Source organism: Gordonia oleivorans, from assembly GCF_040044975.1.
Taxonomy (GTDB): Bacteria; Actinomycetota; Actinomycetes; order Mycobacteriales; family Mycobacteriaceae; genus Gordonia; species Gordonia oleivorans.
Map to the genome: position 1 here is coordinate 64,764 of NZ_JBDZDI010000010.1, position 26,242 is coordinate 91,005.

Below are 26,242 nucleotides of genomic sequence, written 5' to 3' on the forward strand. Positions count from 1 at the left end.
CTCATGCAAATGATCCCCTGCCCCCACTGCGGGCCGCGTGAAGAGACCGAATTCCACTACGGTGCCGCCGCCGGTATCGCCTACCCGGCACAGCCGGAGTCCCTCGACGACACCGACTGGGGTGCCTACCTCTTCTACCGCCCCAACCCGAAAGGTGCACTCGCCGAACGCTGGTGCCACAGTGCCGGATGCCGCCAATGGTTCACCATCACCCGCGACACCGTGACCTACGCCTTCACCAGCAGCCCCACCGCATCAGCCACCAGCCCCGAGGCCCACTCATGACCCGCTCACTCACCGGCATGCGCACCCCCACCGGCGGGCGCATCGACCGCACCCGGCCGATCGACTTCGTCTTCGACGGCGTCACCTACTCCGGATACGCCGGCGACACCCTCGCCTCCGCGTTGCTCGCCAACGGTATTCACACCATCACCAGCAGCGTCAACCTCGGACGCGTCCGCGGCGTCACCGGTTCCTGGTCCGAGGACGCCACCGCACAGGTCGGCATCGACGCCCCGTACAGCGAACCGATGGTGCCCGCCACCACCGTCGAACTGTGCCCCGGACTGGTGGCGCACGGTGTCCCCGGATGGGGCAAGCTCTCCGCCGACATCGACACCGCCCGTTACGATTCCCTGCACCACCATCCGGACGTGCTCGTCGTCGGCGCGGGTGCCGCCGGTCTGATGGCGGCACTCATGGCCGGCCGCGCCGGAGCACGCGTCATGCTCGTCGACGAACGCCCCGAGGCCGGCGGCGTGACCCCCGCCGCACCGTGGGTGGCCGACGCTCTCGCCGAACTCGATGCACTACCCACCGTCACCCGCCTGCAGCGCACCACCGCCTTCGGCGCCTACGACGACGGTTTCATCCTCGCGGTCGAGCGCCGCACCGACCACCTGCAGCGTGCCGACGACGCCCCGCAGATATCCCGCCAACGCATCCACCGCATCCGGGCCCGCCGCATCGTCGTCGCTGCCGGTGCCCATGAACGTCCGATCGTGTTCGCCGACAACGATCTTCCCGGCGTCATGCTCGCCGGCGCCGCCGCCGACTATCTGCACCGCCACGGCGTGCTGGTCGGACACCGCGCCGTCGTGTTCACCGCGGGCGACGCCGCCTACGCGGACGCCTTCGCACTGGCCGAGGCGGGCGCCACCATCGCCGCCATCGTCGACGTCCGGGCCCAGGTGTCCGATGATCTGCACGACACCGCTTCCCGCCTCGGCATCACCATCCGCACCGGCGACGCCGTGACCTCCGCGCTGGGTACCGACCATGTCAGCGGTGTCGAACTCCGCGACGGCACCCGCCTCGACTGCGACACCGTGTTGGTCTCCGGCGGCTGGAATCCGGCCGCTCACCTGTGGAGTCAGCTGCGCGGAACCATCGCCTTCGACGACGCCGCGGCCGCCTTCCTGCCGACGGGCTCGGTGCCCGGCGTCGAGATCGCGGGTGCTGCAGCCGGTTTGCTCACGATCGGGTCGTGCCTCACCGACGGTCGTCGCGCCGGCCTCGCCGCCCTACGCTCGCTTCGGATTCCGCTTCCGGAGTTGCGGGTCGTTCCCCGTACCGTCGACCGCACCCCCGCGGCCACGGCCACCTACTGGCGTGTCCCCGAGGCCGACCCCACGATCTCGTTCGTCGATCTGCAACGCGACGCCACCGTCGCCGACGTCGAACGCGCCGTCGGGGCCGGGATGGCCTCGGTCGAACATGTCAAGCGCTACACCACCATTGGTACCGCCCACGATCAGGGGAAGACCTCCGGCATCGTGGCCTCCGGCATCGTCGCCGAACTCCTCGGCATCGACGTCTCCGACGCCCGCACCACCACGTTCCGCCCGCCCTACACGCCGGTGTCCTTCGCCCCGCTGGCCGGCCGCGACCGCGGTGACCTCTACGATCCGATCCGGCGCACGCCGCTGCACGAGTGGCATGTGGACCGCGGCGCGGTCTTCGAGGACGTCGGAGCGTGGAAGCGGCCCCGCTTCTATCCGCGCGGGGGCGAGGACATGGACACCGCCGTGCTGCGTGAATGTGCCGCCGTCCGTTCCGGTGTCGGCATCCTCGACGGTTCCACCCTCGGCGTCATCGACGTCGCCGGCCCCGACGCACCCGCCTTCCTCGACATGCTCTACACCAACCTGATGAGCAGCCTGAAGGTCGGCAAGATCCGCTACGGCGTGATGTGCGGACCCGACGGCATGGTGAAGGACGACGGCACCGTGATGCGGATCGCCGAGGACCGCTACACCGTCTACACCACGACCGGCAACGCCGCGGCCATCCTGGACTGGATGGAGGAGTGGCATCAGACCGAATGGCCGCATCTGCAGGTGTTCACCACCTCGCTGACCGATCATGTCGCGACCTTCCCCGTCGTCGGGCCACGTTCCCGCGACGTCGTCGGCGCGGTCTTCGACGACCTCGACGTCACCAACGAGGCCTTCGCCTTCATGGACTGGCGCGACACCACATACCGGGGCGTCCCGGTACGGATCGGCCGGGTCAGCTTCTCCGGTGAACTCGCCTACGAGGTCAACGTCGCCGCCGAGTACGCCGAGGTGCTCTGGCGTGCCCTGATCGACGCAGGCGAACCGCACGGCATCACCCCGTACGGCACCGAGACCATGCACGTGCTGCGCGCGGAGAAGGGCTATCCGATCATCGGGCAGGACACCGACGGCACGGTCACTCCCCACGATCTGGGTATGGGGTGGGTGGTGTCGAAGAAGAAGCCCGACTTCATCGGCAAACGCTCCTTCTCCCGGCCGTCCAATCAGGACCCATTGCGCAAGCACCTGATCGGACTGCTCCCCGTGGACGGACAGACGAAGCTCCCCGAGGGATCGCAGATCATCGCGCACTGCGCCGACCGCCTCCTGCCGCCACCGCCGGTACCCATGCTCGGCCACGTCACCTCCGGTTACCTCAGCGCCGAGCTTGGCCGGCCGTTCGCCCTCGCCCTCGTCAAGGGAGGTCGCGACGTGATCGGCACCCGCCTCGACGTTCCCGTCGGGGACCGCCTGATCGAGGTCGAGGTCACCTCACCAGTTTTCGTCGATCCCGAAGGAGCCCGACGCGATGGCTGACGCCACTTCTGCACCCCTGCAACCGGTTTCGCCACTCACACGGTGGCGCGACAGATTCTCCGCCCTTGCCCCGGCCATCCTCCTCGCGGAATCGCCGGTCGCGCAGGTCATCGTGCGGACCACCGACGTCACCGCGATCGCCCAGCTCGACCTTCCCGCCGCATGCCAGGTACGTCGCGCCGACGACGAGAGCGCGATCTGGCTCGGACCGGACGAATGGTTGCTGTGTCGTCCCGGCGTCACCGGCCACGACTACCTCGCCGAGGTCGCGTCGAGGCTCACCGACGCCACCGGCGTGTACCTGATGGACGCCACCGGCCAGCGCACCCGGCTCCTCCTGGGCGGCCCGTTCGCCACCACCATCCTCGCCCACGGCTGCGCCATCGATCTGCATCCGCAGTCCTTCGGACCGGACGAGGCCGCGCAGACGCTCCTCGCGCAGGCCGGAATCATTCTGCACCGCAACGGCACCGGCGACGAGGAGACCGATCCGCAGTTCGCGGTGTTCGTCCGCTCGTCGTTCGCCGACTACCTCGCGCACTGGCTCGTCGACGCGTCGGTGGAGTACGTGACCAGCCCGGAAAGCGCACGCTCATGACCACCACCTTCACCCTCACCCTGCGTTGCCCGTCGCGCAGCGGCATCATGCACGCCGTCTCGTCGTTCCTCTACAGTCACGGGTGCGAAGTCCTCGATCACCGGCAGTACGACGACCCGGTCACCCACACCCTGTTCGTCCGAACGGAATTCGCCTCCGCCCGGGAGTCCAGCGCGGCGGACATGACCCGCGCCTTCGATCACCTCGCCGCCGGCATCGACGCCGAGTTCGAGATCAACGACCAGTCACCGCAACGTATCCTGGTGATGGTCTCCAAGCTCGGTCACTGCCTCAACGACCTCATCTTCCGGTGGCGGGCCGGCACCCTCGGCGGTGACCTCGTCGCCGTGGTCTCCAATCACACCGACCTCGAACCGATGGCCACCTCGGCCGGCCTTCCGTTCCATCATGTGCCGGTCACCCCGGACACCAAGGCGCAGGCCGAGTCCCGGCTCCTGGAACTCACCGACACCCACGACGCCGACCTGGTGGTACTCGCCCGCTACATGCAGATCCTCTCCGACGAGACCTGCACCGCCCTGCGTGGCCGCGCCATCAACATCCACCACTCCTTCCTCCCAGGGTTCAAGGGCGCCAAGCCGTATCACCAGGCACATCAGCGCGGCGTCAAATACGTCGGCGCCACAGCGCATTACGTGACGCCCGACCTCGACGAGGGACCCATCATCGAGCAGGAGGTGATCCGCATCGATCACACCCACGATCCCCGGCGCCTCGCCACCGTCGGCAGCGACGCCGAAGCCCTGGCGCTGTCCCGGGCGGTGCGCTGGCACAGCGAGAACCGGGTCCTCATGAACGGCACCAGCACGGTGGTGTTCAGTTGAACGGCATGAATGGGGCGTGGCGGGTTCCAGCCTCACCTCACCGGGTCTCGACACGGCTCGTCGCTAGCGCTCCTCACCGGCTCGACCGGCGGAAGGGGGTCTCGACACGGCTCGTCGCTTGCGCTCCTCACCGGCTCGACCGGCGGTTGGGGCGAGCGGCGAGTCGTTTCGACGGAGCTCAACGCGGCGGAGACCACCGCAACACGACCACCCCACCCCACCAGAAAGCCCTCCCATGAGCACACCGAAAGTCGTGATCGTCGGCGCCGGCATCGTCGGTACCTCCCTCGCCGACGAACTCACCGCGCGCGGCTGGACCGACGTCACCGTCCTCGACCGCGGCCCCCTCTTCGCCACCGGCGGATCGACCTCGCACGCACCGGGTCTCGTCTTCGCCACCAACCCGTCGAAGACGATGACCGAACTCGCCTCCTACACCTGCGAGAAGTTCTCCGCGCTCGAACACCCCGACGGGTGGTGTTTCAACCACGTCGGCGGACTCGAGGTCGCCACCACCGACGTCCGGTGGGGCGACCTGCACCGCAAGGCGGGTTGGGCCGCCTCCCGCGGCGTCGACCACGAACTGCTCACGCCCGAGCAGTGCGCCGCGAAGTACCCGCTCCTCGACCCCGACCTGATCGTCGGCGGCCTGTTCACCCCGCGTGACGGCCTGGCCAAGGCGATGCGCGCCGTCGAGGCCCAGGCCACCCGCGCCGCAAGCCGCGGTGCCCGCTTCGTCGGGCATCAGGAGGTCATCGACGTCGTCGAGGAGAACGGCGAGGTGCGGGGCGTGCGTACCGCCACCGGCGTCGTCGGCGCCGACATCGTGGTGTGCTGCACCGGATTCTGGGGCAAGGAGTTCGGGCGGCGTGTCGGTTTGACGATCCCGCTGGTACCGATGGCCCACCAGTACGCCTACACCACACCGCTGGAATCCCGTGCGGGCGTCAACTCCGCACTCGCCGAGGCGTCCCTGCCCATCCTGCGTCACCAGGATCACGACCTCTACTACCGCGAACACGGCGACCGCCTCGGCATCGGCTACTACGGTCATCGTCCGATGCCGTCGGATGTGACTGCCCTCGACTACGATTCGACGATCTCCCTCGACGAGATGCCGTCGAAGCTGATGTTCACCCCCGACGACTTCGCCGAGGCGTGGGAGCAGACCACCCGCCTCATCCCGGAACTGGCCACCGGCAAGGTCGACGAGGGTTTCAACGGCATCTTCTCCTTCACACCCGACGGGCACTCGGTGGTCGGTGAGCACCGCGACCTGTCCGGATTCTGGGTCGCCGAAGCCGTGTGGGTCACCCACTCCGCAGGCATCGCCCGCACCCTGGCCGAGACGCTGGTCGACGGCACCCCCTCGGTCGACACCCACGAGTTCGACCTGTACCGCTTCGAAACGGCCGCCCTCACCGACGATTTCATCCTCACCACCAGCTCCCAGTCCTTCGTCGAGGTCTACGACGTCATCCACCCGCACGACCAGCGCAAGGCACCCCGGCAGGTCCGCACCAGCCCGTTCTACGATCGCCAGGCCGCGCTCGGCGCCGAGTTCTGGGAGGCCGGCCTGTGGGAGCGTCCGGCCTGGTTCGAGTCGAACCGGCATGTGCTGGACGCGCTCGTCGCCGACGGAGTGACGATCCCGCAACGGGATTCGTGGTCGGCGCGGCACTGGTCGCCGATCTCGGTCGCCGAGGCACTGCACACCCGCAGTCACGTCGCCCTGTACGACATGACACCGCTGACGCGCTACGAACTCGCCGGGCCCGGTGCGCTGGAACTGTTGCAGCGGCTGACCACCAACAACCTCGCGAAGTCGGTCGGATCGGCCACCTACACCCTGATGCTCGACGAGAATGGCGGTGTGCGTTCGGATCTCACCGTCGCGCGCCTCGCCGAGGACGTGTTCCAGATCGGCGCCAACGGCCCCATCGACTTCGACTGGATCAGCCGGCACCTCCCCGCCGACGGCACCGTCACCCTGCGCGACATCACCGGCGCCACCTGCTGTCTGGGTCTGTGGGGACCACTCGCCCGCGACGTCCTGGCACCACACACCCCCACCGACCTCACCAATGACGGACTGAAGTACTTCCGCTGCGTGGCCACGACCATCGGATCGATCCCGGTGACGCTGATGCGCGTGTCCTACGTCGGCGAATTGGGTTGGGAGATCTACACCGACGCCGAGTACGGACGCGGCCTGTGGGATCTGCTGATGACCGCCGGCGCCGACCAGCAGATCATCCCGGCCGGCCGTATCGCGTTCAACGCGCTGCGCATCGAGAAGGGTTACCGGTCGGCGGGCACCGACATGACCACCGAGCACACCCCCGACGCCGCCGGTCTGGGCTTCGCGGTGCGGATGACCAAGGACGACTTCATCGGCAAAGAAGCACTCGCCGAACGGCAATCGTCGGTTACCCTGCGTACCATCGCGTTCACCGACCCCGCCGCCGTGGTCCTCGGCAAGGAACCGGTCAGCGTCGACGGCACCGTCCGCGGCTACGTCACCAGCGCGGGCTGGTCACCCACCGTCGGCGCATGCCTGGCCTACGCGTGGCTGCCCACCGACACCGCCGACGGCACCACCGTCCGGGTCGCCTACCTACAGCACACCTACGAGGCCGTCGTCACCGCCGACCCGGTCGTCGATCCCCAGATGAATCGAATCCGGAAGTAGGACAACCCATGACGAAACCCGTCGGCACCGACCAACCGATCACCGGGCGATTCCGGTCGATCACCCGACCACAACTGGACCCGACCGTCTTCGGTGTCACCGCCGCCCTCGTCGTCGGATTCCTCATCTGGGGTCTGCTCGCACCGGACAACCTGGCGTCGGTCGGCGCCACCGTGCTGGCCTGGATCACCGCCAACCTGGGGTGGCTATTCGTCCTCGCCGCAACCGGTTTCGTGATCTTCGCGGTCTGGTTGGCCGTCAGCAGGTACGGCCGCATCCCGCTCGGGAAGGACGGCGAGAAACCCGAGTACCGCACCATCAGCTGGATCGCGATGATGTTCAGCGCCGGAATGGGCATCGGCCTGATGTTCTTCGGCGCCTACGAACCGCTGTTCCACTACGTCGAGGCGCCACCCAACACCGACGTCAACGACATCGGCGTGGCGATGGCGACCACGATGTTCCACTGGGGATTTCACCCGTGGGCGATGTACGCCGTCGTCGGCCTGGCCATCGCCTACAGCACCTACCGCCTCGGCCGCACCCAACTGATGAGCGCGGTGTTCGCCCCGCTGCTCGGCGGTTCCACCAACGGGCCGGTCGGCAAACTCATCGACATCCTGGCGATCTTCGCGACCCTGTTCGGCACCGTCGCGTCGTTGGGACTCGGTGCCCTGCAGATCGGCTCGGGCCTGAGCAAGATCGGCTGGGTCGACGAGCCGTCGACGATGCTGCTGGTGGCGATCATCGCCATCCTCACCGCCTGCTTCGTCGCCTCGGCCGTCTCCGGCATCTCCAAAGGCATTCAGTGGCTGTCGAATACGAACATGGTCCTCGCGGTGATCCTGGCCGTCTTCGTCTTCGTCGTCGGCCCGACCGTCTTCATCCTCAACGTGCTGCCCACCACCCTGGGCGCCTACGCCAACGACATCACCGCGTTCTCGGCACGATCGTCGGCCACCGTGGACGCCGACGGTGCGGCCTGGTTGTCGAGCTGGACGATCTTCTACTGGGCGTGGTGGGTGTCATGGACCCCGTTCGTCGGGATGTTCCTGGCGAAGATCTCCAAGGGCCGCACCATCCGCGAGTTCGTCGTCGGCGTGATGGTGGTGCCGACGGCGGTCTCTCTGGTGTGGTTCGCGATCTTCGGTGGCACCGCCATCCGTGAACAGATGACCGGCGTCCTGGGATTCAACGCCGCCACCGCCGCCAGCGAGGACACCCTCTTCGACGTGCTGTCGCACCTGCCGTGGACCGGGATCGCCTCGGCGTTGGTGATGATCCTCGTCGCGATCTTCTTCGTCTCCGGCGCCGACTCCGCGTCTCTGGTGATGGGGACACTGAGCGAACGCGGGGCGCACGAGCCGACCCGCGCGGTCACCATCTTCTGGGGCACGGTGACCGGCGCGGTGGCCGCCCTGCTGCTGGCGATCAGCGGCGACGACGGCCTCAACGGCATCAAACAGATGGCGATCATCGCGGCGTTGCCGTTCCTCATCGTGATGATCGGGATGTGTGTGTCGCTCTACCTCGACCTGCGGCGCGACCCGCTGATCGTGGCCCGGACCCAACTCACCGAGCAGGTCGACGAGCACGTCCGCCGGCAGGCCGAGTCGATCGCCACCGGCGAGATGGACGTGGTGACCGTCGTCGACGACGAGGTCGTCGCCGTGGCGGAGACCGTGACGTCCGCGGAGACCCCATGACGCTGGCCCACCCACCACGCACCCGCAACGGCGCGGGCGCGTTCCCGGGGGTGCCGCCGCGGTCGTCTACAGTGGGCACCATCATGGCCACGCAGGAGAACAGGACCGGCGACGAGGCCGCCCCCGCCCCGTCCGGAGCCACCCCGTCCGGAGCCGTCCAATCCGTCGACCGTGCGCTGGCCGTTCTGGAACTCATCGGTGCGATGGGGTCGGCGGGCATCACCGAACTCGCCGCCGAACTCGGGGTCCACAAGTCGACGGTGTCACGCATCGTGGGATCCCTGGAGTCCCGCGGCTTCGTCGAACCCGAACCCGGTAGCCGCAAGTACCGCATCGGTTTCACCGTGGTACGCCTGGCCAGTTCGACCAACGCCTCACTCGATCTGTCCAAGCAGGGGCAGGAGATCTGCGAGAAGCTGGCCGGCGAGTTCGGCGAGACCACCAACCTCGCCGTCCTCGGCGGCAATCAGGCGGTCAACATCGTTGAGGCACAGGGCACCTCGAGTGTCGCCCTGCAGACGTGGGTGGGTCAGACCTCGCCGGCGCATGCCACGTCGTCGGGCAAGGTGCTACTGAGTGCCCTGTCCGACAACGAGATCCGCGAACTGTTCGCCGGCGGCCTCACCCGCTACACCGATCACACGATCACCGACATCGAGGCACTCCTGACCGATCTGGCGCAGGTCCGCGAGCGCGGGTGGGCCATCGCCGACGAGGAACTCGAGGTCGGCCTGGTCGCGATCGCCGCGCCGATCCGTGATCAGACCGGTGCGGTGATCTCGGCGTTGAGCGTGTCCGGGCCGCGGTACCGTGTCGACCCCGACCATGCCGCGGACATCGCCGCCCAGGTCACCGCCGCGGCGTCAGAACTGAACTCGCGCTTCGGTTTTCGGGGTTGACACCAACCTCGCGGCAGTTCGCCACACCATTAACCGGAATCGATGACAGACGGCGGACCCGACCACCCCTCGCCCGTCCTCAGTCATTCGGCACAGTAGACCGGACCGAAAATCCCAGGTCAGCGAATGTCGGTACTCGGTGCCATGACTGAGGACGGGCGAGCAGATCGTCAGTTCGCGACCGACGGCACCTGCTGCACCGACGAACCCGGCACTCGATCACCGGCATTGCGGAACAGCACCGATTCCAGCGCCAACCGACCGGAACCGAGGAAGACGAGCAGCAGCAGCGACCAGCAGAACAGTGCCGCCGAGTCGCCGTCGTTCTGAATCGGGAGCATCCCGTCGCCGAGATGCTTCCAGAAGTAGGCCACGGCCATCGACCCGGAACCGATGAATGCGGCGATCCGTGTTCCGACGCCCAGCATGATCGCCAACCCGCCGACGAGTTGAATCGCCGCCGCCCACCAGGACGGCCACGCCCCGAACGCGGCGGTGGAACCGCCGTAGGGCGCGACCGGCCAGGCGAACAGCGTCGACGTGCCGTGGCAGAAGAACAGGAAGCCGACGACGATCCGGAAGATCCCGATCGCGCAGGGCGCAGCCTTATCAAGTGAGGTAAGCATTGCCTAACTATTGCAATGCTTGCGGGATCAACCAATAGCTGTGAGGTAACTGTGAGCCACCTCACGGGGAGCGGATCGACCGCCGTCAGCTCCCCCGCTTGATCCATTCCTCCAGGTGCGGAGCCTCCTCCGCGATCGTGGTGCCGTCTCCGTGCCCGGTGTAGACCTTGGTTTCGGGATCGAGGACGAAGATCTTGTCGCGGATCGATTCGATGATCGTCGGGAAGCTCGAGAACGACCGACCCGTCGCCCCGGGTCCACCCTGGAACAGGGTGTCACCGCTGAACAGCACACCGGCCTCGGGGACGTAAATCACCGACGACCCCGGCGAATGCCCGGGCGTGTTGATCACCGTCAACGTCGTCCCCGCGACCTCGATCTGCTGCCCGTCGGACAGGTCCTCGTGCTCGACGTCGGGATGGGTGTCGTTCCACAGCATGTCGTCACCGGGATGCAGCAGGATCGGCGCGCCGGTCTCCTTGGACAGTTCCGGTGCCACGGTCACGTGGTCGTTGTGGCCGTGGGTGAGTACGATCGCCTTGACCGTGCGGTCGCCGACCGCCGCCAGGATCGGCGCAGCCGAATGCGCGGCGTCGATGATGACGACCTCGTCGTCGTTGCCGACGAGCCAGATGTTGTTGTCGACATCCCAGGTTCCGCCGTCGAGCGAGAAGGTCCCCGACGTGACGACATTGTCGATACGCAGATCGCTCACTGCTTGACCTCGACCACCGAGCGCAGCACCTTGCCGGCCTCCATCGCCGAGAACGCGGCCTCGACGTCGCCGAGTCCGACCCGTTCGGTGACGAACTTCTCCAGCGGCAGCCGACCCTGCTCGTAGAGGTCGATGAGCATCGGGAAGTCACGCTCGGGCAGGCAGTCGCCGTACCACGACGACTTCAGCGAGCCGCCGCGGGAGAAGAAGTCGACCAGCGGCATCTCCAGGGTCATCTCCGGGGTCGGCACCCCGACCAGGACCACGGTTCCGGCCAGATCCCGCAGGTAGAACGCCTGCTTCCAGGTCTCCGGGCGGCCCACCGCGTCGACGACCACGTCAACGCCGAAGCCATCGGTGAGGTCCTGCACGGCGGTGACGACATCGTCGACCTCGGCGCCGTTGACCGTGTGAGTGGCACCGAGATCCTTGGCCCACTCCAACTTCGAGGCGTCCCGGTCGATGGCGATGATCGTGGTGGCACCGGCAAGTCGTGCGCCGGCGATCGCCGCGTCACCGACACCACCACAGCCGATGACGGCCACCGAGTCGCCGCGGCCGACGTTGCCGGTGTTCATCGCGGCGCCGAGGCCGGCCATCACACCGCAGCCGAGGAGCCCGGCAACGGCCGGGTCGGTGTCGGGGTTGACCTTGGTGCACTGACCTTCGTGGATGAGGGTCTTCTCGATGAAGGCCCCGATGCCCAGGGCGGGGGTGAGTTCGGTGCCGTCGGTCAGCGTCATCGCCTTGCTGGCGTTGTGGGTGTTGAAGCAGTACCACGGGCGTCCACGCTTGCAGGCCCGACATTCGCCGCAGACGGCTCGCCAGTTGAGGACGACGAAGTCGCCGACCTCGACGTGGGTGACGTCGGAACCGATCGCCTCCACGACGCCGGCCGCCTCATGGCCGAGGAGGAAGGGGTACTCGTCGTTGATGCCGCCCTGCTTGTAGGCGAGGTCGGTGTGGCAGACGCCGCAGGCCGCGATCTTGACGATCACATCGTGCGCACCCGGGTCGGGAACCACCACGTCCACCAGTTCGGTCGGCGCATTCTTGCTGCGCGAAATGACTCCCTTGACCGTCTGCGACATATCCGCTTTTCAATCCTCTCGATGACAGAAACCGTTGACACCTGCGACATGCACGTGCCTTAACCCAGTGTTGTCGGCGTCGGGAACACATGCATCCATCCGAATGGATGGTTCTACCTAGACGAAAGTACAGCCCGCCCCGACCGTGTTCCTTCGGCCCGCTGTCATGGCCCGCTGTTATTCGGCGACGATGCCTGCACTCGCCGCGAGCAGGCCCGCCTCCCCACGGTTGGACACCTTGAGCTTCTGCAGGATCGCCGTGACGTGGAACTTCACCGTGCTCTCCGACACCCCGAGCGCCGCGGCGATCGCCTTGTTGCGGCGGCCGAGTGCGAGGTGCCCGAGCACCTCCACCTCACGCGGGTTCAGTGCCGAGAGCCGATCCTCGTCGGGCCGGGCGGCCGACGCCGCGAGCGGAATCCGCGCCGACACCCGCGTCCCCCACCCGGGGATCGACTCCACCTCGAGCTCCCCGTTGAGCGCCTGCAGCCGACCGGCCAGCTGCCGGGCGAGCAACTCACCGTCGAGCTCACCCGGTCCCTGATCACGGATGTCGACGACGAGGTCATCGCCACTGCTGTCCCATTCGATGCGCACCCGTGCCAGCCCCGGTTGGGCGGCGACGGCCACCGCCGCCGCGCGCACGATGGCCCGCGCACCGTGTGCGATCTCCCCGGGCAGCGGACTGCCGTCGACCGACGGGCCGACGTAGTCGACGTCGGCGGCGAGATGACGCAAGGCCGGTTCGAGTTCGGCCTGCAGCCGGCGAAACGCCGTGGTCACCGCTTCGGTGGCGAGCTTGCGGTCGGTGTCACCGACCGCGCGCAGGGTGATCAGCGCCGACGATGCCGTCTCCGCGGCCGTCGACCGCGCGGTCCGATCGTCGAGGTCGCGGGAACGCAGGGTGCCCAGCACGGACGCCAGGGTGTCCTCGTGTGCCTCGGTGAGCTGCGCGATCGTCCGGGCGCGCTCACTGGACGCGGCCCGGGACTCCGCAAGGTAATCGGGACTGGCCTGGGCGACCTGCTGACGGATCGACACCGCGACGATCGCGAACCAGGCCGCCAGCAACTCCTTCGACGTCCCCGTCCCCGATCTGCTCCGTTTGGGGACCAGCACCAACAGGGTGTCGCTCGCGTCGCGAACGGCACGGATCGGCCGGGACGCTCCACCGAGGACGGCGTCGAGTTCACTCACCTCGCCGACGCCGACGGTGTTCTTGATCTGATCGAGTTCGTCGATGGTGGCGCGCTCGACGATGTCCGGGGTCCCGGCCACCTTGCGCGGTCGTCCGGTGCATTCGCGGGTGAAGATGATCAACGCCTCGTGGGCATCCGTCGGCGCGAGGAATCGCGAGAATCGCACCGCGATCTCGGGCAACGGACCGTCGAGGACGGCGCACAATTGCTGCCACTGCCCGATGGGCGGGGCGAGACGCGGTTCGATGCTCACCGGTCCATTGCACCCCGCCGGCGGGCCGGGTGCCAAACGTCGGGCTACCGCGGCATCGCCTCAGCGGGTCACTTCAGTGCGGCGATCAACTGCGCCTTCGTCATCGACGAGTACCCCTTGATGCCCTTGGCCTTGGCCTGCGCACGCAACTCGGCGACGGTGGGACCACTCCGCGACACGCGCTGTGTGGCCTTGGCGGGGGCGGGCTTCGCGGGGGTCTGCTTGGCGGGGGTCTGCTTGGCGGGGGCGGGTGTGACGGGAGCAGCCTTGGGAGCGGGTTTGACGGGCGCCGGCTTGGCCGGATCGGGTGTCGCGGCGGCGGGCTTCTTCTCACCCGGTGCCGCCACACCCCATGCGGCGGTGGCCTTCTGCGCCGGACTCTTGCCGTCCGACGACGGTGGGGTGGACAACGTCGACGACGCCGGCGGGGTGGACGGCGCCGCGGTCGGCGGAGTGGTGGGAGCCGACTTCGATTGCGCCGCAGGCTTCGTGGCGGGCTTCGGCTCCGCCGGTTTCTCGGCGGCGGGTTTCTTCTCGGCAGGCTTGGACTCGGCAGATTTGGACTCGGCAGATTTGGACTCGGCGGGTCTCTTCTTGGCCGGCTTCGTTTCGGCCGGTTTCGGTTCGGCCGGTTTCGTGTCCGCCTTCGGCTCGGCAGATGTCGGCTTCGAGTCCTTGTCGGATCCCAGTCCGACGGCCTTCAGCAGTTCGGTACGCAGATTCGCGACGTCACGTTCGGAGCGTTTGATGCGTTTGCGGGCCGCCTTCTCCACTCGCGCCAGTTCGGTGGTCAGGCGACCGATCTCGGACTCCAGCCGCGCAATGGCCTTGTCCTTCTTGCTCTCACCGGTCTTGGTGATCTCACCCTTGGGTTCGCCGGTCTTCTTGGGTTCACCGGTCTTCTTGGGTTCGCCGGCCTTCTTGCCCGCATCCTTCTTGCCCACGCCCACATTCCTCCCATACCCGCCTGCCTTGGCCGGGTCTCAGGGTAGTACCCTTCGTGCGCACGAGGCAGGTGTCTACGGCGTTCGGCGTGTTCCCCCGACGCACCCCGCTACGCCGCCGGACTCGATCGCCACAGGTACACCGCGCAACCGATCACCGACCATCCGGCGAGCACCAGAAACGGTCAAACATATTGGTGATCCGGGAAATACACGGCGGTGTGCTGTGCGTTGACCGATGCTCCGGGCGGTAACCATCCGCCGATGGTGGCCAGCAGTCGCGGGAGCAACGGCCACGACACCGCCCCTCCGGAGGACGGATTGCCCAGCAGCACCATCACCAGCCAGGTCGGGATCATCACCCACCGACCGAACAAGGAACTGAACATCGTGAACACCATGCCGCAGGTGAACAGCGTCAACGTGAGGATGAACCACGACTCCACGAACGGCAGGTCCAGCGCACCGAGAAGCCAGTCGACGACCGCGGCCATCCCGAACCCACCGAATATCGAGTACGCCGCTGTGAATCCGATTCTCTCCCAAGGTCGTAACGACCTGGCGTGCACACCTAACTGTACGTCGCCGACGAATCCGACGATCACCGACGCGAGCGTCATGTAGAAGATGGTGAGCCCGTGCGGATCTCCGTCCTGCAGCGGCTTGATGTCGGTGACGGTGACGGTGAATCCGGCCTTCTGAAGGACCGGCGGCATCGATTCCTCCAGCAGGGTGGCCACCGTCTGGCCGGAGGCTCCGCTCACGTCGAGAGCGAGATGCGTCGACCCCGATCGTGTCTCGATGATCGCGAACACCTTTTGCTCATTGATCATCTCGACGGCCTGCGATCGGTCGTCCACGTGCTGCACCTGGAGCGAACCGCCGAGCGCGCCTTCGAGTTCGGGTTCCAATGCTGCGGCGGCCGACGGTGCCAGGGTACCGACGACGACGATCGGGATGTTCTCCGGTTTGTCGTTGGCCGCCGCGTAGGTGTAGGACGCGACGAACTGTGTTGCCGCGCAACTCAGGATGAGCACCAGCACGGTCGCCGGCAGAAACCGGGAGTCACGGAATTCGTCCCATGCCCGACGCGCTCGGGTGTCAGTCATCGACAGCCGAGTCGGCACGCGATTCGGCGCCGTCACTCACGGCGCGTCCGGCCCGTCCTTCCCATGCACCTGGGTCGTACCCGTGCTCCCGTCCGACCGCGTCCAGGACGCCACGAGTTCGTCACGGTGGCCGAAGCGAACCAGGTGGCGCCCGATGACATCCTCGTATAGATCGGCGTTGTCCGGCGCGGTGGTCAGGGTGATCACCAGCGCTTCCGGTGTGCTCACGAGATCGGCGTGGGCGGCGCCGTCACCCATCTCGAGCGTTCCGGTGCCGGTCGACGCATCCCAGTGGGTGACCGACCGCCGACTCAGATGCGAGGCGAGTTGTTTGCCGTAGCGGGCCGCGCGATCGGTGGCCACCGTCGCGGTACTGGTGATAGTGCTCAACGCGAATTCCTTTCTCACAGTGCTGCGGTCGGCACCTGCGCCGACATCCGCGGGTACACCGGCCGGGCGTTGGCTTCGAAGATCGCGTGTCGTGTGTCGTCGTCGAGTGTGGCGGTGTCGATGCCGCGGCGGGCGTCGTCGACGTCTCGCCCGGTCGTCGGGTTGATGTGGCGGACGGCACCGATCATTTCTGGGGCGCACAGAACGTTACTCGTGGGGATGACATCGAGGAGCGGATCGACGGCGCGACGTTCCCCGGTTCCCGCAGATAGATCTCCTCCCCGTGGGTAGGCTCTGACAGATCGTTGATCAATGTCGATCGAGAGGGCTATTCCTGATGAGCTCCGCGGCCCCGCACGATTCCACCGTTCCGCCCGGCCAAGGAGTCACCGAATGAACCCGATCGATCGTCGTCTCTTCCTCGGCGGCGCCGCCGTCGTCGCCGCCGGATTTGCCGCGGCCTGCGCCACCTCGTCCAACGATTCCGGGACGTCGTCGTCGGCCGGCTCCAGCGGCGCAGTGGGCCCCGGCGGCGCGCTGACGTTTGATCCGAACGCCTTCACCGAGAAGACCACGACCGTCACCACCGGCGCCGGCGACAAGCAGGTCACCTACCGGTTCTACGGTCCGATCACCTACGTCGCGAAACCGGTCAACGCCGAATACCAGAGCCTGATCATCAGTGTGCCCACGAGCATCGACGGCAAGGCCGTGGATGCCACCAACGCGCCGATCGTGTTCGCCAACTCGGTGGGCGGCTACATGCCGGCATCGGTGAAGGACGCGACCGGCGTCGGCGGGTCGATGGGATCGGGTATGGGTGGGGCGGGCATGAGTGGCGCACCGGGCGGCATGCCCTCCGGCGCGATGCCGTCGGGCGCCCAGCCGTCGGGTGCCGAGCCGTCCGGTGAGATGCCGTCCGGTGAGATGCCGGGAACGAGTGAGACCCCTCAGGGCTCGTCGTCGCCGAGCAGCGAAGTGCAATCCGGCGGCAACGCGATGCTCGGCGGTGCGGGCCAGATGGTCAACCTCGCCCAGCTGGCCGTGGCCGCGGGCTATGTGGCCGTCGAACCCGGATGTCGCGGAAGAACTCTCGTGAACGGTGATGGCGTGTACTACGGGGTGGCACCGGCCGCGATCGTCGACCTCAAGGCGGCCGTGCGATACCTGCGTGCCAACGGTGACGCGATCCCCGGCAACACCGACCAGATCGTGTCCACCGGCACGTCCGCCGGCGGCGCACTCTCGGCACTGCTCGGCGCGTCGGGCAACAGTGATCTGTATCAGAGCGAACTGGACGCGCTGGGCGCTGCCGACGCCGACGACTCGATCTTCGCCGTCGGCGCCTGGTGTCCGATCACCGATCTCGGCCACGCCGACGGCGCCTACGAGTGGAACTGGGGCACCAATCCGGTCGCGTCCACCGGCGCCGAACCCAATCAGACACTGTCGGGTCAACTCCGTGACCAGTTCGCCGCCTACATGCCGACCCTGAAACTCCAGGGCCTCAACGACTTCGGGAATCTCACCGCCGCCAACTACAGCGACTACCTGCTGCAGCAGTACCTGCAACCGTCGGCGACGAAGTACCTGACCGCATTGTCCGAATCCGACCGCGCCGCATACCTGCAGGACAATCCGTTCATCGCCTGGCAGAACAACAGGGCCACCTTCCCCTGGCAGGGATACCTCACCCATGTGGGTGCCCGAAAGAAGACGCTGCCCGCCTTCGACGCGTTCGACCTGTCGGCCGGTGAGAACAATCTCTTCGGCCACGACACCACCAAGGCCCGCCACTTCACCGAGTACAGCGCTCAGCGCACCACCGCCGGTGAGGGCACCGTCGACGCCGACATCCCGCAACTGCTCGATCAGATGAATCCGATGTATTTCCTCCAGACGAGCAATCCCGATCGGAGCAAGCGTTGGTGGATTCGGTTGGGCACCAACGACACCGACACCGCACTCACCGTGTCGTGCAACATCGCGGCGAACGCGGCGGGACTCGGCGACCAGGTCAATCACCTCATGTACTGGGATCAGGGGCACGGCGCCAACACCGATGCGGACGAATTCATCGCCTGGGTGGATTCGATCGCGGGGTGACCTCACCCCACTGACAGCGCTCTCGACCGCGTTGACAGCGCTCACCCCACCACTGACAGCGCTCACCTGAGCGCTGTCAACGTCGTAGCGAGCGCTGTCAACGTCCTGGCAAGCGCTGTCAACGTCGAACCGGATACCTCGACCGACCTCGAACGAACCACTTCGCCGAACACTCGGCGTAGCGTGGTGCCAGAAGGAGGCACCATGGCCGCAGACAACAAGCCCGCCGCCGACCCCGGACCGTCGGTGAAGGACGACGAACTGTACGAGAAGCTCCGCGATGAGGGGAACTCCAAGGAGAAGTCCGCCCGCATCGCGAATGCCGCAGCCGCGCAGGGCCGTTCGAAGGTGGGCGCGCGTGGCGGACACTCCGGCTCCTACGAGGACTGGACCGTCGACGAGCTGCGCTCGCGCGCAAAGGAACTCGATCTGACCGGCTACTCGTCGATGAAGAAGGACGAACTCATCGAGGCGCTGCGAGAGCACTGACCTCGACGGCGCCTGCGGCACCGATCAATTCGTCACCGCACCGTTCCCACCCCCACAGGGTCGCGCACGCCAGGAGCACCGGGAACCATCGGTCGCTGAACGCGTGCACGCCACGCAGTTCGGCGGCCAGCGCCCGGGTGTTGATCCGTACCCGGCCACCCTCATCGACGCGGCCGAATGCTCTACGCCGCAGTCCCATTCGGGAATCGGACGATCCCGCCGCACCGTCCCCCACCCGCAGACTGGTGTAGTCGTGGGGATCGTGCAGCGTCAGTCCTTCGGCGTCGACGACGATGATCATCGGTGTCCCCGGTGGGTGCCGAACACCCGGCGGTGATAGGTCAGCGGTTCGGCGACCGCGTGATCCGCGCCGATCACCTCACCGAAGATCACCGTGTGATCGCCACCGACAGCGAAATCCGTTGCGGTGCAGGCAACCCAGCCCGAGATTCCGTCGAGGGCAGGCAGGTCGTCACGTCGCCGCCAGCCGACACCGTTGAACTTGTCACGGCCCTTGCGAGCAAACGCCAGCGCCACATCCGATTGAGCCGACGCCAGCACGTTGACCCCGAATCGTTCCGATTCCCGGATCAGTGCCAGCAGTTCGGAATCACCGTCGAGCGCGACCGCCACCATCGGCGGCCCCATCGACAGCGACATGAACGCACTGACCGTGGTGCCGTGCGGCCGGTCACCGTCGAAGGTCGTGATGACGGTGACCGGCGTGCACACATGAGCCATCGCCTCACGGAAACCCAGCGCGACCGAATCAGGTTGCGTAAGTTGCGGACTCATCCACTCAATTCCTCTGACTCCGAGTCTGCCGCGTCAGCCCTTGGCCGACACTTCCTGCTCATACTTGCGGGTCATGTGGTCGACGGCCTCCATCTGTTTCTTCGCATGCCCCTCGCGCACCGACCGCGCCAGCGAAGCGGCGTCGAGGGTGGGCTGGGCCTGCTCCTGGAAGTGCGGGAACACCTCGTCGGCGAACAGTTCCGCCGACCTCTTGGTGTCCTCCGGGTTGGCCCAGTCATGACCCATCTGCAGCATGCAGCCGAATCCGCCGGACTGATCCCATAGCCGCTGCACCTGTGCACGCGCCTGCTCGGGGGTGCCGATGACGCCGATGCCGGCCTCGTTGATGAAGTCGATCATTTCCGTCAGCCGACTGCCCGACACGGCCATCTGCGGGAATGCGGCCACGTGCTGGAAGTAGTCGAACCATTCCTCGATGCCGTACTCGACCTGCTTGCGGGCCTGAGCCTCGGTCTCGGCGATGTGGAACGGCCCGGCCAGACGCCACTGTGACCGGTCGACGCTGGTGCCGTGGGTCTCGGCTCGCTCCTCCATCACATTCCAGTGATGGGCGAGCGCGTCGAATCCATCTGCCGAGAGGGTGGCACCGATGGAGATCAGCCCCAGTCCGTAGCGGCCGGCCAGCCGCGGCCCCGTCGGCGAGGCGACCGCGGCGAGCGCGATCTCGATGCCGCCCGGCGAGAACGGCGCGAGCTGCAGCTTCGCGTCGAACAGCTCATGAGTGCGGGTCTTGGCGCTCACCGTCTCACCCCGCAGCAACCGGACGACGATGTCGAGGTTCTCCGACAGCAGTTCGCGTGTGTCGGTCGGGTCGAGACCGATCATCGCCGAGTCCGTCGGCAACGAGCCCGGCCCGATCCCGAACACCGTGCGCCCCCGCGTGAGGTGATCGAGTTGCATGATCCGATCGGCCGCCCACAGCGGATTGTGATACGACAGCGACGTCACGCCGGTCCCGAAGGTGATCCGCGGGGCCCGCTGGGCGGCGGCGGCGATCATGATCTCCGGAGACGCGATGATCTCGCTGCCCGCCGAGTGATGCTCGCCGTACCAGACCTCGTCGTAGCCGAGTTTGTCCAGGTGGACTGCCATCTCCAGATCACGCTCGAGAGCCGCGGTCGGATTGCGTCCGGGAACGTGGAACGGGGCCATGAAGTAGCCGAAGCGAAGTCTGCTCATCGTGTGTTTCTCCTGGTCATGCGGTAGTACGTGGAGTGTCGCGCCGGAGTCCGGTGCGCTGAGATCACCGTAGACGGGCTGTGATCGGCACCACAGTGCACCAAAGTGGACAGCTTTCCTTGCACCTGAATCCCGCGTCGAGTTTCATGGGTTCGGGGCACCTATGGCATGGATCACAGGAGGCGCACCTGATGCACGACGTCGACACCCGCGAGTCACTGCCGAGCGCGGAATACGAGCGGATCTTCGCGGTGCTCGACATGTGCGGGCAGGCGGCCACACTCGACGACTTCAAACACACGCTGATGGACGCCCTGCACGCGCACTACGGATTCCCCAACACCACATTTCTGGCGGGGCCGACGTTCCGCAGTGCGTTTGCCGACCCGGACCCGATCACCACGGGCAGGATCACGCCGATCATCGACGAGTACCAGACGGGGTGGTATCGGACCGACATGTTCGCCTCGGCCGAATCGTTCTCCGCCCTGCAAGGACCGCGCGCGATCTCCCATCGTCAACTGCGCCGCTTGCCATCGACGGCGATCGAGTACCTCGAGCGGTTCCTCTATCGACGACGACTGCACAGTGCCGCCGTCCTGCACCTCGGACTCGCCGGCGAGTGCCATGGGCTGGTCGGCATCTTCGACTCCGAGGGCAAAGACCTACCGCCGACTCGGGTACACGCACTGGGGTTGTTGGCGGGGCAGTTGTCGGCACAGGCAAAGTCGCTGCCCGGGAACCCGGTGCCCGACTGGCGCACCCACCTCACCCCGCGTCAGCAGGAGATCGGCGCCCTGGTCTCCGACGGCCTCACCAATGAGGAGATCGCCGCCGTGCTGCGCTTGGAGGTCGACACCGTCAAGAAGTACGTCAGCCGGATCTTCGCCCTCACCCACGTCCGCAACCGGGCCGAGTTCGTCAAGCTGGTCTACACAACACCGGCCTGACCTCGCACACCAGAGCTGTACGCGCCTGCTTCTCGTCCGCGCGGTGCTCTCACGTAGGCGCGGTCTGGGCAATGACCGCGCGTAGGGGCGGGCACCGCGCGGACACGGAACACCCGCGCCGACACCGTGTTTGACTGTCTCAGGGCAGAATCACGGCAACAGCCCGCACCGCCGCGCGATGACGACCGCTTCCAACCGGCTCGTCGCACCCAATTTCCGCATCGCATCCTTCATGTAGCCCTTGGCGGTCTGCACGCCGATTCCCAACGACTCGGCGATCCGCGCATTGGGATACCCCAGCGCAGCCAACGCCACCACGTCCCGCTCCCGCGAGGTCAGTTCGACGACGTCGGTGTCCGGACCCGCGTCGAGCAATCCGTCGGTGATGCGGGCGATCGCGTCGGCGAGGTCGGCGTCGTCGACCGACCTCGCCAGTTCCCGTAACTGCGTGTACGCCTGCGTCATCCGGATGCGCAGCGCATCGGCGTCGGGGTCGGCGGCCGCGGTCTCCACCGACGTCCGCGACGCCACGATCTGTTGTTCGAGGGTGCGGGCCTCCAGGGCCAACGCATCCAGAGCGCGGTCACCGAGCGGGTCGTCGGTGTGCAGCGCTCCGTAGATCACCGCGACGGGTTCGCGATCGACGATGACCGGCGCCGCCGCCATCGCACGAAGTCCCTCGGTTTCGATGACGGCGTTGTAGCGGTGCGTGATCCGCGGGGTCCGCAGGTAGTCGTCGACGACGAGCGGCCGGTTGGTGGCCACGACCTTGCCGCCCAGCCCGTGCCCGATGTCGACGGCCACACCGTTGAGGGCACCGACGGTCGGACCGACGAACTGGCTCAGCCGCAGCGCCCGACCCCGCTGCACGATGCCACCGAAGGCGAGCGACACCCCACTGACCCGACGCAGACGACGCAACGCATCGGTGACCGGCGCAGCCAACGACTCGGGCATACGTCACCTCCTGTGCTGTCTGCCGACCCTCTCCGGGGTTGGCGCGGTGCGGCCGCACGCCCGGACACCGACCGGCAAGTGTGACCCAGCTTACTCGGGCCGACCACCACCATTCCGCCCGCCGGATACCGATATGAACGCGGCGTGAGAGGGCGCCCGTGTCGATATACGACGCGAGTGCCCCCTGACACCGCGTTTGTATCGCTGCTCGGCCGGACCATGCGATATAACCGGGACCGCTCAGCCGAACGGAACCAATAATCTCCTTCGATGCCCTGAGCCATCCCGTTTATATCGGCACTCCGATCAGTTCACAGCCGGCGAGACGAAATCCGGAGGGCCACGGGCCTCACGTCAGCCACCGACCAGCCGCCGGACCGATTCGGGAATCAGGTGCCCGGTGGCGGTGATCGGGTCGTCGAAGACGGTGCGCGTCGGCACCACACCGGTCCAGTTGTCGGTCTCGACGCCGGGACCACCGCTGCGCGCCTTCGCAATCCACTGTCCGTCGACGATCGGGATGCGCAGGGCGATGGTTGCCGCCCGTTCCTTGCGGGTGATCTCCGGCGACTCGGCGACACGTCCGGGAATCAGCTTGTCCGACAGCACTTCCAGTGCCGCGACCTCATCGTCGGCGCGTTCGGGGATGCCGCGGATGACCGCCGACCGATAGTTCGCGGAGTGATCGAACAGCGCGTCGGCGACGACGATGCCGTCGAGAATGAACACGGTGAACGTGGACGGCACGCCTTCGGCGACATGACGCAGGGCGCCGGCGGCGATGGAACCGTGCAGCAGGATCGCGTCGCCGGCGCGGGCGAACAGCATCGGCACCGACCACGGCCAACCCTCGATCACCGTCGACAACGTACCGACCAGCGTGGTGTCGAGGACCTCGTCGAGCAGCGCCCGATCACCGCCGCGATGCGGTTTCCGGCGCAGACCGGCGAGCGCCACCGGTTCGTCGGCGTAGCGGTCCGCAGGTGATGTCGGGTCGGAGGTCATGCACGCATCGTCGCCGTGCAGCCAGGACGCCGCAACCGAATTCACTCCGGAACCGCCGGAATATCGCGGACCCGAATTGTCCGCAATCACTCCTACCGTCGACAGCGTCAGTTCACTTCACCCCACCCCAGAAGGACGCATCATGGCCGGCACCTACACCCCCGTCACCCTGTCCGTCGACGTCACCGGCGAGAAGGAGGAACTGCTCACGCTCCTCGATGATCAACGTCAGGTCTTCCTCGTGACACTCCGCAACCTCGACGACGCCCAGGCGAGGACGCGCACGACCGTCAGCGAGCTCACCCTCGGCGGGCTGCTCAAGCACCTGACGTTGGTTGAGCGCGGCGCCACCGAGACGATGACGGTCCGCGACGAGGAGGCCACCTTCGACATGTCACTGATGGAGCACGCCTACGAACTCACCGACGACGAGACCCTCGACGACTGGCTCACGGCCTACCGCGAGGCGGCGGCCGCCTATGACGCGGCCGTCGCCGGACTCGACCTCGACGACCAGATCCCCCAAGAGACCGCGCCGTGGCAGCCCGAACGCGAATGGTGGTCGGCGCGCAAGATGGTGCTGCACATGCTGCGGGAGACCGCCCATCACAGCGGCCACGCCGACATCATCCGCGAGGCACTCGACGGGCAGACGACGATGTCGACATTGTTCGACTTCGGCGACGCGTTCTGAGAAGGGACTTCGGCAGAGTGGCCGGTGCGTATACATCGCACCGGCCAATCCCGGCGTTACTTTCCTGTAGTCCGATCGGGTGGAATTGTCGGACGGTCAGCCGAATACCCCTATTCTTGGTTGCTCCTGCTGAGAGCGGCTCCCGATACTGATGGCTCGGGGATCACCACAACGCCGTTCATTCGTGTTCATCCCACCGTGAACGCGAGCCGACGCAGGAGACCAGATGTCGTATTACCCGCCCGGGCCACCCACGTACCCGCCGTCAGTGCCCTTCGGGGCCGTGCCGCCGGAACCGCAACCTCGTAATCGCCGCAACCTCACGATCATCCTGGCGGCCATCGTGGCGGTGCTCGCGCTGGTGTTCTCCGGTGTCGTGTTCTACGTCTACAAGCACAACAAGGACGGCTTCGAGCTTCCGTTCCTGTCGTTGACGTCGGCGGACGCTCCGGGCGACCAGCCGTTCATGGCGCAGCCGAACCTGACCAACCGGCCGATCGACAACGGCCTGCGGCTGTCGGCGAACACCGGCGCGCAGGATCAGGGCACCCGGACGGTCAGCGGCACCACGCCGGGTCTGTACATGGGTGGGTCCACCACCTGTGATCCGGCGGCGCTGGGCAACTATCTCGCGCAGAACCCGAGCCAGGCGTCGGCGTGGGCGAGCGTGTACGGCATCAGCCCGTCGGCGATCCCCTACTACCTCGACTCGTTGACCCCGGTCGTGCTGACCGCGGACACCTGGGTGACCAACTACAGCTACGCCGGGGGTTCGGCGGTGCCGTTCCAGGATGTGCTGCAGGCGGGCACCTCGGTGCTCGTCGACAGTTCCGGTGTGCCGCGGGTGCGCTGCCAGTGCGGTAACCCCCTCGCACCGCCGGCATCGGTGCCGATCGGTGGATACCGCGTGCGTGACACCGCGTGGCCCGGCTACCAGGTCAACTACATCACCCGCGTCGCCTACAACACGCAGAACGTCACGGTCATCAACAACACGACGACCATCGTGAGCCAGGCGCCGACGCAGGCATCGGCTCCCGCCGGAACCTCGCCGTTGCTGACCCTGCTCAACCCGGACACCCGTCAGCTGGTCGAGCGGACCGTCGGCGGACTGCTGGATCTGTCGGGTCAGCCGCCGCTGGCCGAGCCGCTGCCCACTCCGGCCGCGCTCAATGTGCCGTTGCAGGTGAACAACGACGAGGGTGCCGCGGACAACGGTCTGGCCGGCGCAAACGAAACCGCCGCCGCGCCGCGCGCACTGTCGATGGCCGAGAGCAACGGCAACGTCCCGTCGGTCGAGAGTGAGACCACCGACGAGAACGGTTCGACCAACGCCGCGGGCGAGACCACCACTCCCGGTGAGTCCTCGGAGTCGTCGAGCTCGTCGTCGACGGAGTCGAGTTCGTCGAGTTCGAGCAGCAGTTCGTCCTCGTCGGCAGCGCCGTCGCCGACCAGCTTCAGCGGCAGTGGTGACTCGATCGGCTACTTCACCTTCGAGGAGGATGGTTCGACGGTCAGTTGCTCGGCACCGTCGGAGGAGACGACCGGTTCGGTCAGCCTCAGCTGTAACGACGGGGTGTCCCGGACGGTCTATCAAAGTTCGCTGTCGCAGTCGTCGGTCAGCTCGGCCACCGATTCGACCGGCGTGTGGCATGTGTCCCTGTCGGGCGGTTCGACGTCATCGGCGGCGGTCATCTCGGCCTCGTGGCAGACGCTCATCACGCTGACCACCACGACCGAGACCACCGAGGAGACGACGACGTACGAGACGCCGGAGACCACCACGGAGACGACCACCGAGGAGGAAACCACCACGGAGGAGACGACCACCGAGGAGTTGCCGGAGACCTCGCCGGCGGGCTGACCCCGGGCAAGACCGAA

At 67.0% G+C, this 26,242-nt stretch carries 25 protein-coding genes; 12 read left to right on the forward strand and 13 right to left on the reverse strand.

Annotated elements, in window-relative coordinates:
- Positions 1-3 precede the first annotated feature (3 nt).
- The 7 genes from ABLE92_RS15470 (at position 4) to ABLE92_RS15500 (ending at position 9,838) form a co-directional block, all read left to right on the forward strand.
- Positions 4-285, forward strand: coding sequence for a sarcosine oxidase subunit delta (locus ABLE92_RS15470; RefSeq protein ID WP_348805687.1), 282 nt, complete (start codon positions 4-6; stop codon positions 283-285).
- Entirely contained in the window at positions 282-3,098 is a 2,817-nt protein-coding gene (locus tag ABLE92_RS15475; RefSeq protein WP_348805688.1) for an FAD-dependent oxidoreductase, read from the forward strand. Before ABLE92_RS15470 ends, ABLE92_RS15475 begins: the two co-directional genes overlap by 4 nt.
- Entirely contained in the window at positions 3,091-3,696 is a 606-nt protein-coding gene (locus tag ABLE92_RS15480; protein WP_348805689.1) for a sarcosine oxidase subunit gamma, read from the forward strand. Before ABLE92_RS15475 ends, ABLE92_RS15480 begins: the two co-directional genes overlap by 8 nt.
- Positions 3,693-4,541 (forward strand): formyltetrahydrofolate deformylase, encoded by an 849-nt coding sequence (gene purU / locus ABLE92_RS15485; protein ID WP_348805690.1) that lies wholly within the window; start codon positions 3,693-3,695, stop codon positions 4,539-4,541. The genes ABLE92_RS15480 and purU overlap by 4 nt, the downstream gene beginning before the upstream one ends.
- A gap of 235 nt (positions 4,542-4,776) precedes the next feature.
- Positions 4,777-7,233 (forward strand): GcvT family protein, encoded by a 2,457-nt coding sequence (locus ABLE92_RS15490; RefSeq protein ID WP_348805691.1) that lies wholly within the window; start codon positions 4,777-4,779, stop codon positions 7,231-7,233.
- An 8-nt stretch (positions 7,234-7,241) separates the two neighbouring features.
- Complete coding sequence (locus ABLE92_RS15495) at positions 7,242-8,939, forward strand: BCCT family transporter (RefSeq protein WP_348805692.1); 1,698 nt, start codon at positions 7,242-7,244, stop codon at positions 8,937-8,939.
- An 83-nt stretch (positions 8,940-9,022) separates the two neighbouring features.
- Positions 9,023-9,838 carry an IclR family transcriptional regulator gene (locus ABLE92_RS15500; protein ID WP_425476224.1) on the forward strand — a complete coding sequence of 272 codons (816 nt, stop codon included), beginning with the start codon at positions 9,023-9,025 and terminating at the stop codon, positions 9,836-9,838.
- A gap of 170 nt (positions 9,839-10,008) precedes the next feature.
- On the opposite strand, the gene ABLE92_RS15505 is transcribed toward ABLE92_RS15500, so the two are convergent.
- From ABLE92_RS15505 to ABLE92_RS15540, 8 genes are all read right to left on the reverse strand, one after another.
- Positions 10,009-10,464 (reverse strand): DoxX family protein, encoded by a 456-nt coding sequence (locus ABLE92_RS15505; RefSeq protein WP_348805694.1) that lies wholly within the window; start codon positions 10,462-10,464, stop codon positions 10,009-10,011.
- An 85-nt stretch (positions 10,465-10,549) separates the two neighbouring features.
- The gene (locus ABLE92_RS15510; RefSeq protein WP_348805695.1) at positions 10,550-11,179 is read right to left on the reverse strand and encodes an MBL fold metallo-hydrolase; all 630 of its coding nucleotides are present in this window, start codon (positions 11,177-11,179) and stop codon (positions 10,550-10,552) included.
- A complete protein-coding gene (locus ABLE92_RS15515; protein ID WP_348805696.1) occupies positions 11,176-12,270 on the reverse strand; it encodes an S-(hydroxymethyl)mycothiol dehydrogenase in 1,095 nt (364 codons plus the stop codon). Before ABLE92_RS15515 ends, ABLE92_RS15510 begins: the two co-directional genes overlap by 4 nt.
- Positions 12,271-12,447: 177 nt before the next feature.
- On the reverse strand, positions 12,448-13,716 hold the full coding sequence (locus ABLE92_RS15520) for a helix-turn-helix transcriptional regulator (protein WP_425476223.1): 1,269 nt from the start codon (positions 13,714-13,716) through the stop codon (positions 12,448-12,450).
- 74 nt (positions 13,717-13,790) lie between these two features.
- On the reverse strand, positions 13,791-14,666 hold the full coding sequence (locus tag ABLE92_RS15525) for a Rho termination factor N-terminal domain-containing protein (RefSeq protein ID WP_348805698.1): 876 nt from the start codon (positions 14,664-14,666) through the stop codon (positions 13,791-13,793).
- A 185-nt stretch (positions 14,667-14,851) separates the two neighbouring features.
- Positions 14,852-15,775, reverse strand: coding sequence for an ABC-2 transporter permease (locus ABLE92_RS15530; RefSeq protein ID WP_348805699.1), 924 nt, complete (start codon positions 15,773-15,775; stop codon positions 14,852-14,854).
- A 36-nt stretch (positions 15,776-15,811) separates the two neighbouring features.
- Positions 15,812-16,165, reverse strand: a complete 354-nt coding sequence (locus ABLE92_RS15535; protein ID WP_348805700.1) for a DUF2218 domain-containing protein — start codon at positions 16,163-16,165, stop codon at positions 15,812-15,814.
- Between the two features lie 14 nt (positions 16,166-16,179).
- Positions 16,180-16,353 (reverse strand): hypothetical protein, encoded by a 174-nt coding sequence (locus ABLE92_RS15540; RefSeq protein WP_348805701.1) that lies wholly within the window; start codon positions 16,351-16,353, stop codon positions 16,180-16,182.
- A 205-nt stretch (positions 16,354-16,558) separates the two neighbouring features.
- Between ABLE92_RS15540 and ABLE92_RS15545 the strand changes: the two genes are divergently transcribed.
- A complete protein-coding gene (locus ABLE92_RS15545; protein ID WP_348805702.1) occupies positions 16,559-18,271 on the forward strand; it encodes a subtype B tannase in 1,713 nt (570 codons plus the stop codon).
- Between the two features lie 204 nt (positions 18,272-18,475).
- The gene (locus ABLE92_RS15550; RefSeq protein WP_348805703.1) at positions 18,476-18,760 is read left to right on the forward strand and encodes a DUF7218 family protein; all 285 of its coding nucleotides are present in this window, start codon (positions 18,476-18,478) and stop codon (positions 18,758-18,760) included.
- On the opposite strand, the gene ABLE92_RS15555 is transcribed toward ABLE92_RS15550, so the two are convergent.
- Genes ABLE92_RS15555 through ABLE92_RS15565 form a run of 3 tightly spaced genes read right to left on the reverse strand, consistent with a single transcriptional unit; the run spans position 18,735 to position 20,755 of the window.
- Entirely contained in the window at positions 18,735-19,061 is a 327-nt protein-coding gene (locus ABLE92_RS15555) for a hypothetical protein (protein ID WP_348805704.1), read from the reverse strand. The two genes, ABLE92_RS15550 and ABLE92_RS15555, sit on opposite strands and share 26 nt — an antisense overlap.
- Positions 19,058-19,555 carry a flavin reductase family protein gene (locus tag ABLE92_RS15560; protein ID WP_348805705.1) on the reverse strand — a complete coding sequence of 166 codons (498 nt, stop codon included), beginning with the start codon at positions 19,553-19,555 and terminating at the stop codon, positions 19,058-19,060. Before ABLE92_RS15560 ends, ABLE92_RS15555 begins: the two co-directional genes overlap by 4 nt.
- A gap of 33 nt (positions 19,556-19,588) precedes the next feature.
- The gene (locus ABLE92_RS15565; protein ID WP_348805706.1) at positions 19,589-20,755 is read right to left on the reverse strand and encodes an LLM class flavin-dependent oxidoreductase; all 1,167 of its coding nucleotides are present in this window, start codon (positions 20,753-20,755) and stop codon (positions 19,589-19,591) included.
- A 191-nt stretch (positions 20,756-20,946) separates the two neighbouring features.
- On the opposite strand from ABLE92_RS15565, the gene ABLE92_RS15570 reads away from it, so the two are divergent.
- Positions 20,947-21,705, forward strand: coding sequence for a helix-turn-helix transcriptional regulator (locus tag ABLE92_RS15570; protein ID WP_348805707.1), 759 nt, complete (start codon positions 20,947-20,949; stop codon positions 21,703-21,705).
- Positions 21,706-21,855: 150 nt separating this feature from the next.
- Here the strand turns inward: ABLE92_RS15570 and ABLE92_RS15575 are convergent, their stop codons facing one another.
- Together ABLE92_RS15575 and ABLE92_RS15580 are read right to left on the reverse strand one after the other, a co-directional pair.
- On the reverse strand, positions 21,856-22,662 hold the full coding sequence (locus tag ABLE92_RS15575; protein WP_348805708.1) for a LuxR C-terminal-related transcriptional regulator: 807 nt from the start codon (positions 22,660-22,662) through the stop codon (positions 21,856-21,858).
- Between the two features lie 354 nt (positions 22,663-23,016).
- Entirely contained in the window at positions 23,017-23,667 is a 651-nt protein-coding gene (locus ABLE92_RS15580) for a pyridoxamine 5'-phosphate oxidase family protein (protein WP_348805709.1), read from the reverse strand.
- 142 nt (positions 23,668-23,809) lie between these two features.
- Between ABLE92_RS15580 and ABLE92_RS15585 the strand changes: the two genes are divergently transcribed.
- Together ABLE92_RS15585 and ABLE92_RS15590 are read left to right on the forward strand one after the other, a co-directional pair.
- Entirely contained in the window at positions 23,810-24,361 is a 552-nt protein-coding gene (locus tag ABLE92_RS15585; RefSeq protein ID WP_348805710.1) for a DinB family protein, read from the forward strand.
- Positions 24,362-24,587: 226 nt separating this feature from the next.
- Positions 24,588-26,225, forward strand: coding sequence for a DUF6777 domain-containing protein (locus ABLE92_RS15590; protein WP_348805711.1), 1,638 nt, complete (start codon positions 24,588-24,590; stop codon positions 26,223-26,225).
- The last annotated feature ends 17 nt before the right edge of the window (positions 26,226-26,242 follow it).